This is a genomic window from Streptomyces sp. NPDC045955 (genome assembly GCF_056430805.1).
Window position 1 is genome coordinate 39844 of sequence record NZ_JBWKKY010000010.1, and the last position, 15754, is coordinate 55597.

Below are 15754 nucleotides of genomic sequence, written 5' to 3' on the forward strand. Positions count from 1 at the left end.
CATGACCGCTGACGCGACACCCGCGCTGGTCGAGGACAAGCACGCGGCGGCCGGGCCGCGGGTACGCAGGAGCTCCGCTTACCCGCGGTACCTCGCGGGCAAGGTGGCGGGCGCGGCCGTCTCGCTGCTGGCCGTGCTCGTCACCAGCTTCTTCCTCTTCCGGCTGATCCCCGGCGACCCGGTGAAGACCATGACGGGCGGCCGTCAGGTCTCGGCCGAGCAGCTGGCCGCCTATCGCGAGGAGTTCGGGCTCGACCTGCCGCTGTGGCGGCAGTTCACGGACTACTGCGGCAAGGCGCTCACCGGCGACTTCGGGACGTCGTACCAGTTCCGGGCCCCCGTCGTCGACAAGATCACCGAGGCGCTGCCGAACACCCTGCTGCTGACCGGGACCGCCTTCGTCCTCTACACCGCGCTGGGCATCTTCCTCGGCACGCGCTCGGCATGGCGGCACGGCAGGCTCGGCGACCGGGTCAACACCGGCCTCGCGCTGACCCTCTACTCCATCCCGTCCTTCTGGCTCGGCCTGCTGCTGATCATCGTGCTGGCGGTGGGCATCGGCCCGGTCCCGGGCATGTTCCCCACCGGCGGCATGGAGTCGGGCGGCAAGGAGGGCTTCGCGTACGTCGTCGACGTGGCGCACCATCTGGTGCTGCCGGTGGTGACGCTGGTGGCCGTGGAGTACGGGCAGACGCTGCTGGTCACGCGGTCGGCGCTGCTGGACGAGATGGGCAGCGACTATCTGACGACCGCGCGGGCCAAGGGGCTGCGCGACGACCTGGTGCGGCGCCGGCACGCCGTGCCCAACGCGCTGCTGCCGACCGTGACCCTGATCTTCATCAACCTCGGCCGGACGGTGGCGGGCGTGATCCTCGTGGAGACGGTGTTCTCCTGGCCAGGACTCGGCGGGCTCTTCTACCAGGCGCTGAGCGTGCCCGACCTGCCGCTGGTGCAGGGGCTGTTCTTCGTGTTCGCCGCCGCGGTCATCGTGATGAACACCCTCGCCGACCTGGTCTATCCCCTGCTCGACCCCCGGGTGGCCCGATGACGACGACGACCGGCACGGGTCTGAGCCCGCGTGCCCTCGCCCGGCAGCGGCGCCGGGCCTCCGTCGCGCGCTTCTGGCGGCAGTACCGCGCCGAACGGGCGGGGCTGTACGGCCTGACCGCGCTCGCCCTGTGCGCGCTGCTGGCGCTGTTCGCGCCACTGTTCGTGGGCTCCGACGTGAGCAGTGTGACCGACGCGCCGGGGCGTCCCATGCAGAGCCCGAGCGCGGAGTTCCCGCTCGGCACGGACCAGTTCGGGCGGGACCTGCTGGGCCTGGTGGTCTGGGGTTCGCGGGTGTCGCTGCTGGTCGGGCTGCTCGCGGCCGTGCTGTCGGTGGCGATCGGCACCCTGATCGGGGTCACGGCCGGGCACTTCAAGGGCTGGTACGCGAAAGTCATGATGCGGATCACCGACTGGTTCCTGGTCATGCCGACGCTGGTGCTGGCGATCGCCCTGGCCACCGTGATGTCCCGCTCGCTGACCACGACCGTCGTGGCGATCGGCGTCACCACCTGGCCGACCACGGCCCGCCTGGTGCGCGCGCAGACCCTCGCCGTGGAGACCCGGCCGTACATCGAGCGGGCGAGGGCGCTGGGCGGCGGGCACTGGCACGTCATGTCGAGGCACGTCCTGCCCAATGTGATGCCGCTGGTGCTGGCCCAGACGACCCTGATCATCTCCTCGGCCATCCTCGCCGAGGCGACCCTCGCCTTCCTCGGGCTCGGTGACCCGACGGTCGTGTCGTGGGGCGGGCTGCTCCAGGACGCGCGGGAGGCGGGCGCGGTCAGTGCCGGGGACTGGTGGTACCTGGTGCCGCCGGGCATCGCCATCGCCGTGGTGGCGCTGGCGTTCACGTTGTGCGGGCGGGCCGTGGAGTCCGTCCTCAACCCCAGGCTGGGGGTGTCGCGGTGACGCTGCTGGACGTCAGGGACCTGACGGTGACGTACCCGGGCGGAGCCGCCGCCGTGCGCGGGGTGGACCTGCGCCTGGACGCCGGCCAGAAGCTCGGCCTCGCCGGGGAGTCCGGCTGCGGCAAGTCCACGCTGGCGCTGGCCCTGCTGCGGCTGCTGCCCACCGGGACCGGCATCACGGGTGAGGTCCTGCTCGACGGCGAGGACGTGCTGACGATGAAGTGGGGCCGGGTGCGGGCGGTCCGCTGGGCCGGGGCCTCGGTGGTGTTCCAGGGGGCTATGCACTCTCTGAACGCCGTGCACCGCGTAGGCGACCAGATCGCCGAGCCGATCCTGCTGCACAAGAAGGCGACCCCGGCCGGGGCGAAGAAGAAGACCGGGGAGCTGCTGGAGCAGGTCGGTCTGCCCGCCGCCCGCGCGGACGCCTATCCGCACGAGCTGTCCGGCGGGCAGCGTCAGCGCGTCATGATCGCCATGGCGCTGGCCTGCGATCCGCGGCTGATCATCGCCGACGAGCCGACCACCGCGCTCGACGTGATGATCCAGGCGCAGATCCTCCGCCTCATCGAGCAGCTCGTCACGGACCAGGACCTGGGCCTGATCATGATCAGCCACGACCTGGCGGTCCTCGCCGACACCTGCGACCGGCTGGCGGTGATGTACGCGGGCCGGGTGGTCGAGGAGGGCCCGGCCCGGCAGGTGTACGAGGACGCCCGGCACCCGTACGCCAGGGCCCTGTCGGCCGCGTTCCCGCGCATCGGCGACCCGTCCTCCCGGTTCGCGCCGCAGGGGCTGGCGGGCGACCCGCCCGACCCGGCGGCGCTGCCGTCCGGCTGTACGTTCCATCCGCGGTGCCCGGTGGCGCTGGAGTCATGCCCGCAGGAGGACCCGGTGTTTGCCGAGGCGGGGCCGGAGCGCCGGGCGGCGTGCGTCCTGGTCGGGCCGCCGGCTCAGGAGCCCCGCGAGGCCCGCGAGGATCCGGACGCCATGGAAGAAGCGAGGCCCGGTACGCCATGACCACGTCCCCCACGGCCCCCGAGGTCACCACGGCACCCCTGCTGAGCGCCCAGGACCTGCACGTCACCTTCCCCGGCCGGCACGGCGGCCCCCGGGCCCGCGCGGTGGACGGGGTCGACCTCGACATCCGGCCCGGCGAGGTCGTCGCGCTGGTCGGCGAGTCCGGTAGCGGAAAGACGACCCTGGCCCGCTGTCTGCTGGGCCTGGTCGAGCCGACCTCGGGCCGGGTCACGTTCGACGGCCGCCCGCTGGAGTACTCCGGCCGGTCCCTGAAGGCCTACCGCAAACGCGTCCAGCTGGTCCTCCAGGACCCGAGCGGCTCGCTCAACCCCCGGCACACGGTGTACGACGCCGTCGCCGAGGGCCTGCGCATCCACGGGTACGGAGGTGACGAGCGGACGGCGGTCGCCGAGGCCCTCTCACGAGCCGGGCTGCGGCCACCGGAGCGCTTCTTCCTGCACTATCCGCACGAACTGTCCGGCGGGCAGCGCCAGCGGGTCGTCATCGCGGGCGCGCTCGTCCTGGAACCCGAACTCCTCGTCGCCGACGAGCCGGTGGCATCCCTCGACGCCTCCGTGCGCGGCGAGATCCTCGCCCTGCTGCTGCGGCTGCGCACCGAGCTGGGCCTGTCCGCGCTGGTCGTCACGCACGACCTGGGGCTGGCCTGGAACATCGCCGACCGGGTCGCCGTGATGTATCTGGGCCGGATCGTGGAGACCGGCGCGGTGGAGCAGGTCCTGACCGCGCCCCGTCACCCGTACACCCAGGCCCTGCTGTCGGTGCTGCCGGAGGCTCCCGGCGACCCGGTGGTCCTCACCGGCGAGCCGCCGGACCCGTCGCGGGTGCCGTCCGGCTGCCGCTTCCACGCCCGCTGCCAGATCCTCGCGAGCGGCGAGGCGGAACGGGCGGGCGTCACGGACGCGTGCCGCACCCAGGATCCGGAGATCCTCGACGGCAGCGGCACGGCCCAGGTGGCATGCCACTGGGCTACGCGCTGAGGGCGAAGCCGGGACCGTCCGCTCACCGCATCACCGGGCTAGGTGCGAGATCCCTCGGCGTGGGCGAGGGCGCTGGGTGTCCGGCAGCCGACGATCGCCGGGGCCTCCTGGACGAGCGTGTCGTCGGTGAGCGCTTCCACCATGAACAGCGCGAAGTCCACGCGGCGGGTCAGGTTGCCGGCCAGTACCGGGTCGCCCACGTGCCGGCTCCACACGGGCAGGCCCTGGCTCTCGCCCTCCTCCAGGGAGCTGCCGCGCACCACGGTCCACCGGGTGTCGCTCGCGAACACCCGCCGGCACGCCTCGACCTGGTCGTCGAGTTCGACGGCGCGGACGAGCTTGGCCAGCACGGTGGCGATCCGGACGCCCAGGGTGAACAGCCGTGAGTACCTGTCCTTGCCGTCGCGTGTGATGTGCCAGCCGCAGGAGAAGACCAGGCGCGCGCCCGGCCGTGCATGGTCGAGGACCGCCTGCGCCGTGCCCGACGCGTACTGCCGCACGCCCCACGGCACCAGCACCGTCAGCACGCCGTCGCACCCGGCGACCGCCCGCCGGATCACCTCCGGGTCGTTCGTGTCTCCGGGGACGACGGTCATCCGGCCTTCGAAAGCGGCCAGCTTCGGCACACTGCGCTCCCGGCACACCCCGACCACCTCGTAGCCGCGCTCCAGGGCGTGCCCGACCATGTACTGCCCGAGCTTTCCCGAAGCCCCGATGATGCAGACCCTCTTCACGCGACCCGTGTCCATGGCGCGGCCCCTTTCACCGGGATACCTACCTTATGTTGTAAGGCAAGCTAGCCTTATGCTGTAAGGCGGTCAAGGGAGCGCACGGGAAGTCAGAAGGAGGGCCCCGGGTGGGCGAGGGAAACAAGGGCCGGCGGGGGGCGTCGGCGCGCACTCCGCTCAGTCGCGAGCGCGTGATCCGCACGGCGATGGCAGTGGCGGACGAGAAGGGAGCGGCCGCACTCACCATGCGGGCCATCGCCGAACCGCTGGGCGTCGAGGCGATGTCGCTCTACCACCACGTCGCGGGCCGGGAAGACATCCTCGACGGCATGGTGGACGCGGTGTTCGGCGAGATCGAGCTACCGCCGCGGGACACGGACTGGAAGAGTGCCCTGCGCCACCGCGCGGACTCCGCCCGTGCCGTCCTGCTGCGCCACCCCTGGGCCGTCGGGCTCATGGACTCCCGCTCCCAGCCCGGCCCGGCGACCCTGCGCCATCACGACGCCGTCATCGGAACGCTGCGCGCCGGAGGATTCTCCGTCCCCATGGCCGCGCACGCCGTCTCGCTGATCGACAGCTACCTGTACGGGTTCGTGCTCCAGGAGCTGAGCCTGCCGTTCAGGGGCGCGGCGGAGCTGGACGAGGTAGCGGGCGCCATTCTGCGCGACATGCCCGCCGACACCTACCCCCACCTCACCGAACTGGCCACCGAGCACGTCCTCAAGCCCGGCTACGACTACGCCGGCGAGTTCGCCTTCGGCCTCACCCTCATCCTCGACGCCCTCCACCCGGACGAGGCCGCGAGCGCATGACGAGTGCGCGGGAAGTGTCCGGACCCCAGGCCGTGTCCGCAAAGTCCCGCCTGCCCCGCGACGCCTGGCACGCTCCCCCACTGCCTCAAGGGCGTGGGAGGTGCCCCCACGCGCCGCACCGGACGAAGCCACAAGTACATCCAGTACGAGGGACTCCGCCCGGCGCGCCGAGAGCACGCACCAGACGCCGCGGAGCCCGCCCTCCGGGCGGACGACGGGACTTTGCGGACTACGACCTAGGCGGACCGCTCAGCCGCCGCTACCAGCTCCCGGCAGCGCTTGACGTCCTCGGCCATCTGCTCCAGCAGCGCGTCCAGCGTGTCGAACCTGGCCTGTCCCCGCACGAACGCCAGGAAGTCGACGGCGACATGGAGGCCGTACAGGTCGAGATCCACCCGGTCGATGGCGTACGCCTCCACCGTGCGCTCGGTGCCGTCGAACTGCGGGTTCGTGCCGACGGAGATCGCCGCCGGCATCGCCTCGCCCTGGGTGTGCAGCCAGCCGGCGTACACACCGTCGGCCGGAATGGCCGTGTGCGGCAGCGTCTCCACGTTGGCGGTCGGGAAGCCCAGTTCGCGCCCGCGCTGGGCGCCCCGGACGACGACGCCCTCCACCCGGTGCGGCCGGCCCAGGATCTCCGCCGCGCCCTGGACGTCGCCCTCGGCGACCAGACGCCGGGTCAGCGTCGAGGAGAACGGCTCGCCGCCGCCCGCCTCGCCGGTCACGTACAGGTCGACGACCTCGACCTCGAAGTCGTAGATCTTGCCCTGCTCGGCCAGGAACTCCACGTTGCCCGCGGCCTTGTGGCCGAAGCGGAAGTTGGGGCCCTCGACGACCGCCTTGGCGTGCAGCTTGTCGACGAGCACCTTGACGACGAAGTCGGCCGGGGACAGCTTCGAGAACTCGGTGGTGAAGGGCAGGATGAGCACCGCGTCCACACCCAGATCGGCCATGAGTTCGGCGCGGCGGTGGTGCGGGGCGAGCAGCGGCGGGTGGCTGCCGGGGCGGACGACCTCGCTGGGATGCGGGTCGAAGGTGACGACGACGGCGGGCACGCCCAGCTCCCGGGCCCGGTTCACGGCATGCCGGATGATCAGCTGGTGTCCGCGGTGGACTCCGTCGTAGGAGCCGATGGTGACGACGCTGCGCCCCCAGTCCTGGGGGATGTCCTCCAAGCCACGCCAGCGCTGCACTGTGCCTGCTCCTTGTCGAAAGCTCGTCGAACCCGTGTCCGTGGTTGTTCCTGGTTGCCTCGTACGCAGGTCTAAGGGTGCCATGCCGGGTGCCTCCGGCCCGCATCGGCATGGGGGTGTGACCAGGCGCACGAGGCCGCGTCCCCTTCGGCCTGCGCGGGATCCCGTCAGGCCGGGACGCGTACGCCCGCCAGGTTCTCGATCCTCCGGTGGGAGCTCGGCCCGACCAGCGCCGCCCACTCCTCGGGCGCGGCGGCCATCCAGCGGGCCACGCGGGCGGCGAAACCGGGCACGTGCCGGCCGAGGTCGACCAGGGCGCGGTCGAAGCGGCCGGCGCCCTCAGGGGTGCGCACGAGGAGCAGTCCGATGCGGCGGACGAGGTCGCGCAGGTCGTCGCCGCCGTTCCGGGCGGCGGCGTGCAGCAGCGCGTCCAGGACGTCGGTGTCGCGCTCGCGGTCCAGGAGTGCGTCGCGCAGCTCGCGGCGCAGGGGGCGGGAGGCGGGGGTGCGGGGAGGAGGGGTGAGGACAGCGGCGAGGGCGCATCGCAGCCGCACCGGGCCGTCCTCCAGCAGGCCGCTGACCAGCGGCAGGAGCACGGCCCGGGCGGCAGGCCCCCGGTCGAGCCGCTGGTCCACGTACGCGGCCACGTGCCCGGCGAGTTCCGGCCTGCGCTGCGCCGCCTGCCCCACCAGCGCGGCGACCCGCCGGGCCAGGCCGGGCGGGGTGGCGTCGGCGAGCGCCCGCAGCGCCTCCTCAGGGTCCGGCCGCTCCAGCCGCACCGCGAAGGCGCCGAGGACGGGCTCGGGGTGGGCCGGGAGGGCAGCGGCCGGCGCGTCCGGCGAGAGGTGCGGGTCGCCCGCCGCGAAGTGCTCCAGCGCCCGGGGGAGATAGCGGTCCCGGGTGTGCGGATCCTGGACGAGGAGGGCGAGTGCGCCGCCGTGCAGGGCGCGGTCGGCGGGGCGGGCGAGCAGGGTGAGGGCCGCGTAGCGCAGGAGGGCGCGGTCGCCTCCGCGGCTCACGTGCGGCGCGACGCGCAGACCGTGCGCCATCGCGGCACTGCGTCGCGCCGGGCGCTCGTCGCGCGCCCACCGGTCGACGGCCCGGCACACCGCCGAGGGCTCCTCCTCGGCCAGCACGGCGAGCAGTTCCTCGGCCCTTCGGTGGGCTCGGTCGACGAGCACGTCCGCCAGGTCGTCCAGGGCGCTCTGGCGGTGCGTGTGCAGCAGCGCCTGCGCGGCCGTGGCCACGGTCGCGTGCGGGGTGGCGGGCAGCGGTTCCTCGTCGTCGAACCAGCGGGCCAGCAGCGGCTGTACGGCGGTGGGATCGGCGGCCAGCAGCTGCGCGACGGTGTCGAGGAACCGGGGACCGGCCTCGCACGGCGGGCCGTCGGCGTGCACCAGCCGCCTCAGCAGCGCGAAGCGCTCGCCCTCCGGCAGCCGCACCCCGGCCCAGAACGCGGGCCCGACCTCTTCCGGCACGGGCCTGCCCTGCCGCCGCCAGGCCACGATCCGGTCGGCGAGCATCCGCAGCACCTCCGTGTACGGCGTCGCCTCCGGCACGGCCGACAGCGTCCCGGCGAGCAGCCGGGCCGCCCACCAGGACCGCGGATCGGCGTCCAGGGCGTGCACCAGGTCCGCCAGCCGGGAGGCCGTCTGACCGGTGCCGTGCTGGCGGGCGAGGAACAGCAGGGCCTGGACGACCGGTCCGATGCGGTGGTGCGGGACGGGGTCGGACTGCGCGTCCGGCCGGCGGTGGACGAGGACGTGCAGGGCCTCGTCGAGGTCGAGGTGCAGGCCCTGGAGCCAGTCGGCGAGCTCCTCGTGGGCGAAGCGGTAGCCGGATCCGGCGGGCACGAGCAGGCCCTCGGCGAGGACGGCCGCTGCCCAGCCGGTGCCACCGCCGAGCCGCGCCGGGGCGGGCCCCCACGGGAACACCGTCGCGAAGGCCTCCCGGTCCAGGTCCCCCAGCCCGGGTCCGAGGCCGCGCCGGGCGGCCTCGTGCACCTGCCCGGCGACCTTGGCGGCCAGCCGGCGGACGGCCGTGCCGCACAGTCCGTTCCCGGCGGCCAGCCGCTGGGCGATGCGCAGGGACATCAGGTCCAGGTAGGCCGCGAAGACGTCGTCGCGGCCGACGGTGGCGCCGGGCCCGTTGGCAGTGTCGGGACCATCGGCGATTTCCGGGCCGTCGGATACACCGAGCGCGTCCCGGACCTCGGCGAGCAGTCGCAGGGTGAGAGGGTGCCGGGCGTCGGTGTCGGCGAGGGCGCTCTCCGGGATGCCATGGCGCCGGCGGGCCTCGCGGGCCTCGTCCTCGGTGAGATCGCCCAGGCGCACACAGGCGGGCCCGTCGTCGGCACCGGCCGGCCGGTGCAGGACCTCCGCCGGGAAGCCCGCCTCCTCCCAGTACTCCGCCCGGGACGCCACGACCAGCCGCACTCCCGTCTCCCGCAGCCACCGCACCGTCCCGTCCGTCCAGTCGGCCAGGCGGCGGGCCGGCGCCAAGGGCATCTCCTCCGGGCCGTCGAGGAGCAGCAGCAGGGGCCGGCCGAGGGCGCCGGCGAGTCGGGCGAGGCGCTCGGGCGTGGTGTCGCCCAGGTCGGCCGGCAGATGACGGGGCCGGGACGCGGCCACGACGGGAGCGGCGCGGGTCAGCGCCCGCCGTGCCGCGTCGGCCACCGAGGCGTCGTCGCCCCGCACTTCGCAGCCGCGCAGCCACAGCGTGGGATGCCCGCCGCGGGCGCGGCGCGCGGCGAGCGCCGCGAGTTCAGTCGTACGGCCGCTGCCGGGCGGCCCGACGAGACCCAGCACCGCCGCGGGTCCTGCCGCGAACGCGCCGAACCCGGCCATCACAGCCGCCCGTTCCACCGGCTCCGGGAGTCCCGTGCCGCCGGGTGGGCCGTCCAGCCCCACTGCTGTCCCGGTCAGCTCCAGCACCCCGGCCAGGTTGAGGTCGGCGCCGTACGCGGGGACCGTCGCCGCGTTCTCGGCGAGCAGCTCGGCGAGCGGGCCCGCCGCGCCGGGGTCCCTGGGACGCAGCGGCACGGCGAACCCGACGTCGCTGTGGCCGGAGCTGAGCGCCGTGCCGAGAACCCCGACGACCGCGCCGGTCGCGGCATCGAGCACCGGGCCGCCGGCGGCTCCCCCGCCCAGCCGCAGCGCGTCCCGCCCTGCCGTGCCGACCGCCAGCTCCAGCGCGCCGTCGAGGCGGTGGAGGCGGTCCGTGGCGGTGTAGGTCACGGCGGTCGGGCCCAGCACCCTGGCCTCGCGCCAGCCGTCGGCGGCGATCCGCACATAGGTGCCCGTCCCGGCCCCGCCCCGCACGGTGACGGGCAGCGGCGGGACACCGAGGTCCTCGGTGCGTACGAGGGCCAGGCCGAGCGCGGGCAGCGGCGTCACCGCGTCGGCGGACACGACCCGGCGGCGGTTCCCGACCCCGTGCAGGACGAGCCGGGGCAGGCCGTCGACCGCCTCGTGGCTGGTGACGAGCGTGCCGTGGTGGTCGGCCGGGAAGCCGGTGCCCCGGGGCCGGCCGGCGGGGTCGTGGATGCGGACGAGGGCCGGGCCGGATGTCCCGGCGCCGGTCCCCTCGGTCGTCCGCACCGCTGCTTCGGGGCGGTCCTGGGATCCTGGTGCGCTGTCCTGTGTCTCCCCGGACCGGTTCCGCGACCTCATCGTCGAGCCTCCCCGCCGTACACCCGTGCTCTTGTGTGCGACGGTAGGGCCGGGATGATCAGCGGGACAGATCGCTCCGCGAAAGCGCCCCCTTCCGCTCCCCCGGTTCACTCCGAGCGCCCGCACGGACGGGTGAACGGAGAGGGACGGCTGGATACACCCTAGGGGTGGGGGAACCGAGGGGGGACCGTGGAGCGGCGGCAGTGGAGGTACCCGTGGTCGCCGCTCCACGGGCGGACGGTCCGGGGCGGGCCGTCAGCCGAAGACGGCCAGGCTCTTGGCCTTGCCCCGCTGCTCCTCGACGAGGGCGAGGAAGCGGCCCTCCGGGTCGAAGACGGCGACGGGGCCGCAGCCCGCGTACTCCTCGGGCATGTCCAGCCGTACGCCGTTGGTGAGCAGCCGGGCACGCCGGGCGTCGACGTCCCAGCGCCGGAACGCGGCCGCGGCGGCCTCGGCGACCGGCATCACGGTCAGTTCCTGCTGGAGCTGGTCCAGGGTGCGGGCCGCGTCCAGCTTGTAGGGGCCGACGCGGGTGCGGCGCAGGGCGGTGAGATGCCCGCCGACGCCGAGGTCCGCGCCCAGGTCGCGGGCGAGGGCCCGGATGTACGTGCCGGAGGAGCAGACGACGGAGACGACCAGGTCGAGTACGGCCGTGCCGTCCTCGGCGACGGCCTCCCGGACGTCGTACACGCCGAAGGAGGAGACCGTGACGGGCCGGGCCGGGATGTCGAAGTCCTCGCCGTCCCTGGCCCGCTTGTAGGACCGCACGCCGTTGATCTTGATGGCGCTGACCTTGGACGGGACCTGCATGATGTCGCCGGTCAGCTTGGCGATGCCGGCGTCGATGGCGTCGCGGGTGACCTCGGAGGCGTCCGTCGAGGAGGTGATCTCGCCCTCGGCGTCGTCGGTGAGGGTGTTCTGCCCGAGCCGGATCGTGCCCAGGTACTCCTTCTCGGTCAGCGCGAGGTGGCCGAGGAGCTTGGTGGCCTTCTCGACGCCGAGGACGAGGACGCCCGTCGCCATCGGGTCGAGGGTGCCGGCGTGCCCGACGCGTCGCGTTCTGGCGATGCCGCGCATCTTGGCGACGACGTCGTGCGAAGTGAAGCCCGACGGCTTGTCGACGATGACGAGGCCGTCGGGCGTGGTGTGCTTCTGGGTCATTCGGCGGTGTCGTCCGTCTCGTCGTCCTCGTCCGGCTTGCGGTACGGGTCGGCGTCACCGGCGTACTTCGCGCCCGCGGAGGCCTCCCGCACCTTCTCGTCGGACTGGCGCGCCTTGTCGAGGAGGTCCTCGATGGCGCGCGCGGTGTCCGGGAGGGCGTCCATGACGAAGGTCAGGGTCGGCGTGAACTTCACGCCGGCGGCCCGGCCGACCTCGGAGCGCAGGATGCCCTTGGCGCTCTCCAGACCGGCCGCGGCGGCGTTCCGCTCCTCCTCGTCCCCGTACACGGTGTAGAAGACGGTCGCCTCCCGCAGATCACCCGTGACCCGCGTGTCCGTGATGGTGACGTGCGAGCCGAGCCGCGGGTCCTTGATCCCACGTTGCAGCTTCTGGGCCACCACTTCCCGGATGAGGTCCGCCAGCCTCTTGGCCCGCGCGTTGTCGGCCACTGGTCCGTCTCCCGTTCTTTCCTGTCTGGGTCGTTCTCGGTTCGTCAGTCGTCTTCGCCGTGGAAGCGCCGCCTGACGGACAGCAGTTCCACCTCGGGGCGGGCGGCGACCAGCCGTTCGCACTGGTCGAGGACCTCGCTCACGTGCCCCGCGTCGCCGGACACCAGCGCCAGGCCGATGACGGCCCTGCGGTGGAGGTCCATGTGATCCACCTCGGCCGCGCTCACCGCGTACTTGCGCTGGAGCTCGGCGACGATGGGGCGGACGACGGAGCGCTTCTCCTTCAGCGACCGTACGTCGCCGAGGAGCAGGTCGAAGGACAGCGTCCCCACGTACATGTGTGTATCCGGATGACCCGCCGGTACGGGATCGATGGCCCTGCGGTTGGGGCAGGGACATCAAGAACGGTACCGCGTACCTGCCGGTGGCTCGACGGGGTTTTCCTTTGCGCACCCACCCGCCCGACACGGTTGGACAGGAGGTGCTGCCCCGGGGCTCCGCCACGGACCCCGGCGGGGACTGCGTCCCCTGCACCCCTCGCGGGGCTTCGCACCCGCGCGCCCGGGCGGGCGCGCGTCGCTGTGGCTCCGCAGGAGCGGCAAACGGCCAGCCGGCCGACGCGGCAGTGCCGCGTCGGCCGACCAGGCGCCGTGGGGTGTTACACCCGCGGCTTCTCGCGCATCTCGTACGTCGCGATGACGTCGTCGACCTTGATGTCGTTGAAGTTGCCGAGGTTGATACCGCCCTCGAACCCTTCGCGGATCTCGGTGACGTCGTCCTTGAAGCGACGCAGGCCCTCGATGTTGAGGTTCTCCGCGACCACCTTGCCGTCGCGGATGAGGCGGGCCTTGGTGTTGCGCCTGACCTCGCCGGAGCGGATGAGAACACCCGCGATGTTGCCCAGCTTGGACGACTTGAAGACCTCGCGGATCTCCGCCGTACCGAGCTCGACCTCTTCGTACTCCGGCTTGAGCATGCCCTTGAGGGCCGCCTCGATCTCCTCGATCGCCTGGTAGATGACCGAGTAGTACCGGACGTCCACGCCCTCGCGCTCGGCCATCTGCTGCGCACGCCCGGCGGCGCGCACGTTGAAGCCGATCACGATGGCGTCCGAGCCCATCGCCAGGTCGATGTCGGACTCCGTGACCGCACCGACGCCGCGGTGCAGGACGCGGATGTCGACCTCTTCGCCGACGTCCAGCTGGAGCAGGGAGGACTCGAGTGCCTCGACGGAACCGGAAGCGTCACCCTTGATGATCAGGTTCAGCTGCTGGACCTCGCCGGCCTTGAGCACCTTGTCCAGGTCCTCCAGCGACACACGGCGCGTGCGCTTCGCGAAGGCCGCGTTGCGCTCGCGCGCCGCACGCTTCTCCGCGATCTGACGGGCCGTACGGTCCTCGTCGACGACGAGGAAGTTGTCGCCCGCACCCGGGACGTTGGTCAGACCCAGGACCTGCACCGGCGTCGACGGGCCGGCCTCGGTGACGAGGTTGCCGTTGTCGTCGTGCATCGCCCGGACCCGGCCGTACGCGTCGCCGACCACCATGGTGTCGCCGACCCGCAGCGTGCCGCGCTGGACGAGGACCGTCGACACGGCGCCACGGCCGCGGTCGAGACGGGACTCGATCGCGATGCCCTGCGCGTCCTGGTTCGGGTTGGCCCGAAGGTCGAGCGAGGCATCGGCCGTGAGGACCACGGCCTCCAGCAGGGAGTCGATGTTCAGACCCTGCTTGGCGGAGATGTCGACGAACATCGTGTCGCCGCCGTACTCCTCGGCCACGAGGCCGTACTCGGTCAGCTGACCGCGCACCTTGGTCGGGTCCGCACCCTCGACGTCGATCTTGTTAACCGCGACGACGATCGGAACCTCGGCCGCCTTCGCGTGGTTGAGCGCCTCGACCGTCTGCGGCATGACGCCGTCGTTGGCCGCGACGACCAGGATCGCGATGTCCGTCGACCGCGCACCACGGGCACGCATGGCGGTGAACGCCTCGTGACCCGGGGTGTCGATGAAGGTGATCTTGCGCTCTTCGTCGTTGACCTCGGTCGCGACCTGGTAGGCACCGATGTGCTGGGTGATGCCGCCGGCCTCGCCCGCGATGACGTTCGTCTTGCGGATGGCGTCGAGGAGCCGGGTCTTACCGTGGTCGACGTGACCCATGACGGTGACGACCGGCGGGCGGACCATCAGGTCCTCCTCGTCGCCCTCGTCCTCGCCGAACTCGATGTCGAAGGACTCGAGGAGCTCGCGGTCCTCCTCCTCCGGGCTGACGATCTGAACCGTGTAGTTCATCTCGTCGGCGAGGAGCTGGAGCGTCTCGTCGGAGACGGACTGCGTGGCCGTGACCATCTCGCCGAGGTTCATCATGACCGCGACGAGCGACGCCGGGTTGGCGTTGATCTTCTCCGCGAAGTCGGTGAGCGAGGCACCGCGCGACAGGCGAACGGTCTCGCCGTTGCCGCGAGGCAGCATCACACCGCCGACCGACGGGGCCTGCATGGCCTCGTACTCCTGACGGCGCTGCCGCTTCGACTTGCGGCCGCGACGCGCGGGACCGCCGGGACGGCCGAAGGCGCCCTGCGTGCCACCACGGCCACCGGGACCGCCGGGACGACCACCGAAGCCGGGGCGGCCACCGCCGCCACCGGGACGGCCGGCGAAACCGCCGCCACCGCCACCGGGACCACCGGGACGGCCGGCGAAACCGCCACCGCCGCCACCGGGACGACCCGCGAAGCCGCCGCCGCCCGGACGACCGCCGCCGCCACCGGGACGACCGCCGCCGCCGGGACCGCGGCCGCCGGGGCCACCGCCACCGGGACGCGGGCCGGCAGCCGGACGCTGCGGCATCATGCCGGGGTTGGGACGCGGACCGCCGGGACCGCCGCCGGGACGCGGACCGCCGCCCTGCGGACGGGGCATGCCGCCCGGAGTGGGACGCGCGCCGCCCGGAGCCTGCGGACGAGGACCGCCGCCGGCACCCTGCGGACGGGGACCGCCCTGGCCCTGGCCCTGCGGACGCGGGGCACCACCGGGCGCACCGGGGCCGCCGGGACGCGGGGCACCGCCCGGACGGGGCGCCTGGGGGCGCGCCATGCCGGTGGAACCACCAGAGGTGAACGGGTTGTTGCCCGGACGGGGACCCGCCGGACGGGCACCGGGACGCGGGGCGCCGCCACCCGGACGCGAGGCGCCGGGACGCTCGCCGCGGTTCTGGCCGCCCTGGCCGGAACCGCCCGGACGCGGGGCACCCGGACGCGGTGACTGGCCGGCCGGACGCGGGGCGCCCGGACGCGGACCGGAACCCTGAGAGGAGCCCTGCGAGGAGGGAGCCGCCGGGGGTGCCGTGAACTCGGGCGTGGTCGGAGCCGGGGACGCCGGGGCGGGCCGCGGCGCGGGCTTCGGGCCCGGGGTGGGACGGGGGCCGGGAGTGGCCGGTGCGGCCGGAGCCGCGGGCTTCTCGGCGGCTGCCGGCTTGGGGGCCGGCGGGCGCGGGGCGGCCGGACGGGCAGCCTGCGCCGGGGAAGGGGCTGCCGGCTTCGCCGGGGCAGCCTTGCGTGCGGGGGCGGGCTTGCCGCCTCCGTTGCCCTGCTGGAGGGCGTCCGTCAGTTTGCGTACAACAGGCGCTTCGATCGTCGAAGACGCCGAACGGACGAATTCACCGAGCTCCTGGAGCTTGGCCATGACGACCTTGCTCTCGACACCGAACTCCTTGGCGAGTTCGTAGACCCGGACCTTAGCCACTTCGCTCCTTTGAGGTCCGGGT

Annotated in this window: 12 protein-coding genes; 5 read left to right on the forward strand and 7 right to left on the reverse strand. The window is 73.4% G+C overall.

Going from position 1 to position 15754, the window contains the following annotated elements; all coding sequences use genetic code 11:
* Position 1 precedes the first annotated feature (1 nt).
* Genes AC07F0_RS21640 through AC07F0_RS21655 form a run of 4 tightly spaced genes read left to right on the forward strand, consistent with a single transcriptional unit; the run spans position 2 to position 3973 of the window.
* A complete protein-coding gene (locus AC07F0_RS21640) occupies positions 2-1048 on the forward strand; it encodes an ABC transporter permease (protein WP_478981074.1) in 1047 nt (348 codons plus the stop codon).
* Entirely contained in the window at positions 1045-1959 is a 915-nt protein-coding gene (locus AC07F0_RS21645) for an ABC transporter permease (protein WP_478981076.1), read from the forward strand. The genes AC07F0_RS21640 and AC07F0_RS21645 overlap by 4 nt, the downstream gene beginning before the upstream one ends.
* The gene (locus AC07F0_RS21650; RefSeq protein WP_478981077.1) at positions 1905-2975 is read left to right on the forward strand and encodes an ABC transporter ATP-binding protein; all 1071 of its coding nucleotides are present in this window, start codon (positions 1905-1907) and stop codon (positions 2973-2975) included. The genes AC07F0_RS21645 and AC07F0_RS21650 overlap by 55 nt, the downstream gene beginning before the upstream one ends.
* On the forward strand, positions 2972-3973 hold the full coding sequence (locus AC07F0_RS21655; protein ID WP_478981079.1) for an oligopeptide/dipeptide ABC transporter ATP-binding protein: 1002 nt from the start codon (positions 2972-2974) through the stop codon (positions 3971-3973). The genes AC07F0_RS21650 and AC07F0_RS21655 overlap by 4 nt, the downstream gene beginning before the upstream one ends.
* A 38-nt stretch (positions 3974-4011) precedes the next feature.
* Here the strand turns inward: AC07F0_RS21655 and AC07F0_RS21660 are convergent, their stop codons facing one another.
* Positions 4012-4722: an NAD(P)-dependent oxidoreductase gene (locus AC07F0_RS21660; RefSeq protein ID WP_478981081.1), complete on the reverse strand. Its 711-nt coding sequence runs from the start codon at positions 4720-4722 to the stop codon at positions 4012-4014.
* Positions 4723-4907: 185 nt separating this feature from the next.
* On the opposite strand from AC07F0_RS21660, the gene AC07F0_RS21665 reads away from it, so the two are divergent.
* The gene (locus AC07F0_RS21665) at positions 4908-5513 is read left to right on the forward strand and encodes a TetR/AcrR family transcriptional regulator C-terminal domain-containing protein (RefSeq protein ID WP_478981411.1); all 606 of its coding nucleotides are present in this window, start codon (positions 4908-4910) and stop codon (positions 5511-5513) included.
* A 236-nt stretch (positions 5514-5749) separates the two neighbouring features.
* Here the strand turns inward: AC07F0_RS21665 and AC07F0_RS21670 are convergent, their stop codons facing one another.
* The 6 genes from AC07F0_RS21670 to infB all read right to left on the reverse strand — a co-directional run bounded on the left by AC07F0_RS21670 (position 5750) and on the right by infB (position 15732).
* The gene (locus AC07F0_RS21670; RefSeq protein ID WP_436731751.1) at positions 5750-6706 is read right to left on the reverse strand and encodes a bifunctional riboflavin kinase/FAD synthetase; all 957 of its coding nucleotides are present in this window, start codon (positions 6704-6706) and stop codon (positions 5750-5752) included.
* A gap of 167 nt (positions 6707-6873) precedes the next feature.
* Positions 6874-10377: a serine protease gene (locus tag AC07F0_RS21675; RefSeq protein WP_478981083.1), complete on the reverse strand. Its 3504-nt coding sequence runs from the start codon at positions 10375-10377 to the stop codon at positions 6874-6876.
* A gap of 255 nt (positions 10378-10632) precedes the next feature.
* The gene (truB, locus tag AC07F0_RS21680) at positions 10633-11538 is read right to left on the reverse strand and encodes a tRNA pseudouridine(55) synthase TruB (RefSeq protein ID WP_478981085.1); all 906 of its coding nucleotides are present in this window, start codon (positions 11536-11538) and stop codon (positions 10633-10635) included.
* Positions 11535-11987 (reverse strand): 30S ribosome-binding factor RbfA, encoded by a 453-nt coding sequence (gene rbfA / locus AC07F0_RS21685; RefSeq protein WP_356929478.1) that lies wholly within the window; start codon positions 11985-11987, stop codon positions 11535-11537. The genes truB and rbfA overlap by 4 nt, the downstream gene beginning before the upstream one ends.
* A gap of 44 nt (positions 11988-12031) precedes the next feature.
* Entirely contained in the window at positions 12032-12325 is a 294-nt protein-coding gene (locus tag AC07F0_RS21690; RefSeq protein ID WP_436731595.1) for a DUF503 domain-containing protein, read from the reverse strand.
* Positions 12326-12645: 320 nt separating this feature from the next.
* Positions 12646-15732 carry a translation initiation factor IF-2 gene (gene infB, locus AC07F0_RS21695; protein ID WP_478981087.1) on the reverse strand — a complete coding sequence of 1029 codons (3087 nt, stop codon included), beginning with the start codon at positions 15730-15732 and terminating at the stop codon, positions 12646-12648.
* Between the last annotated feature and the right edge of the window lie 22 nt (positions 15733-15754).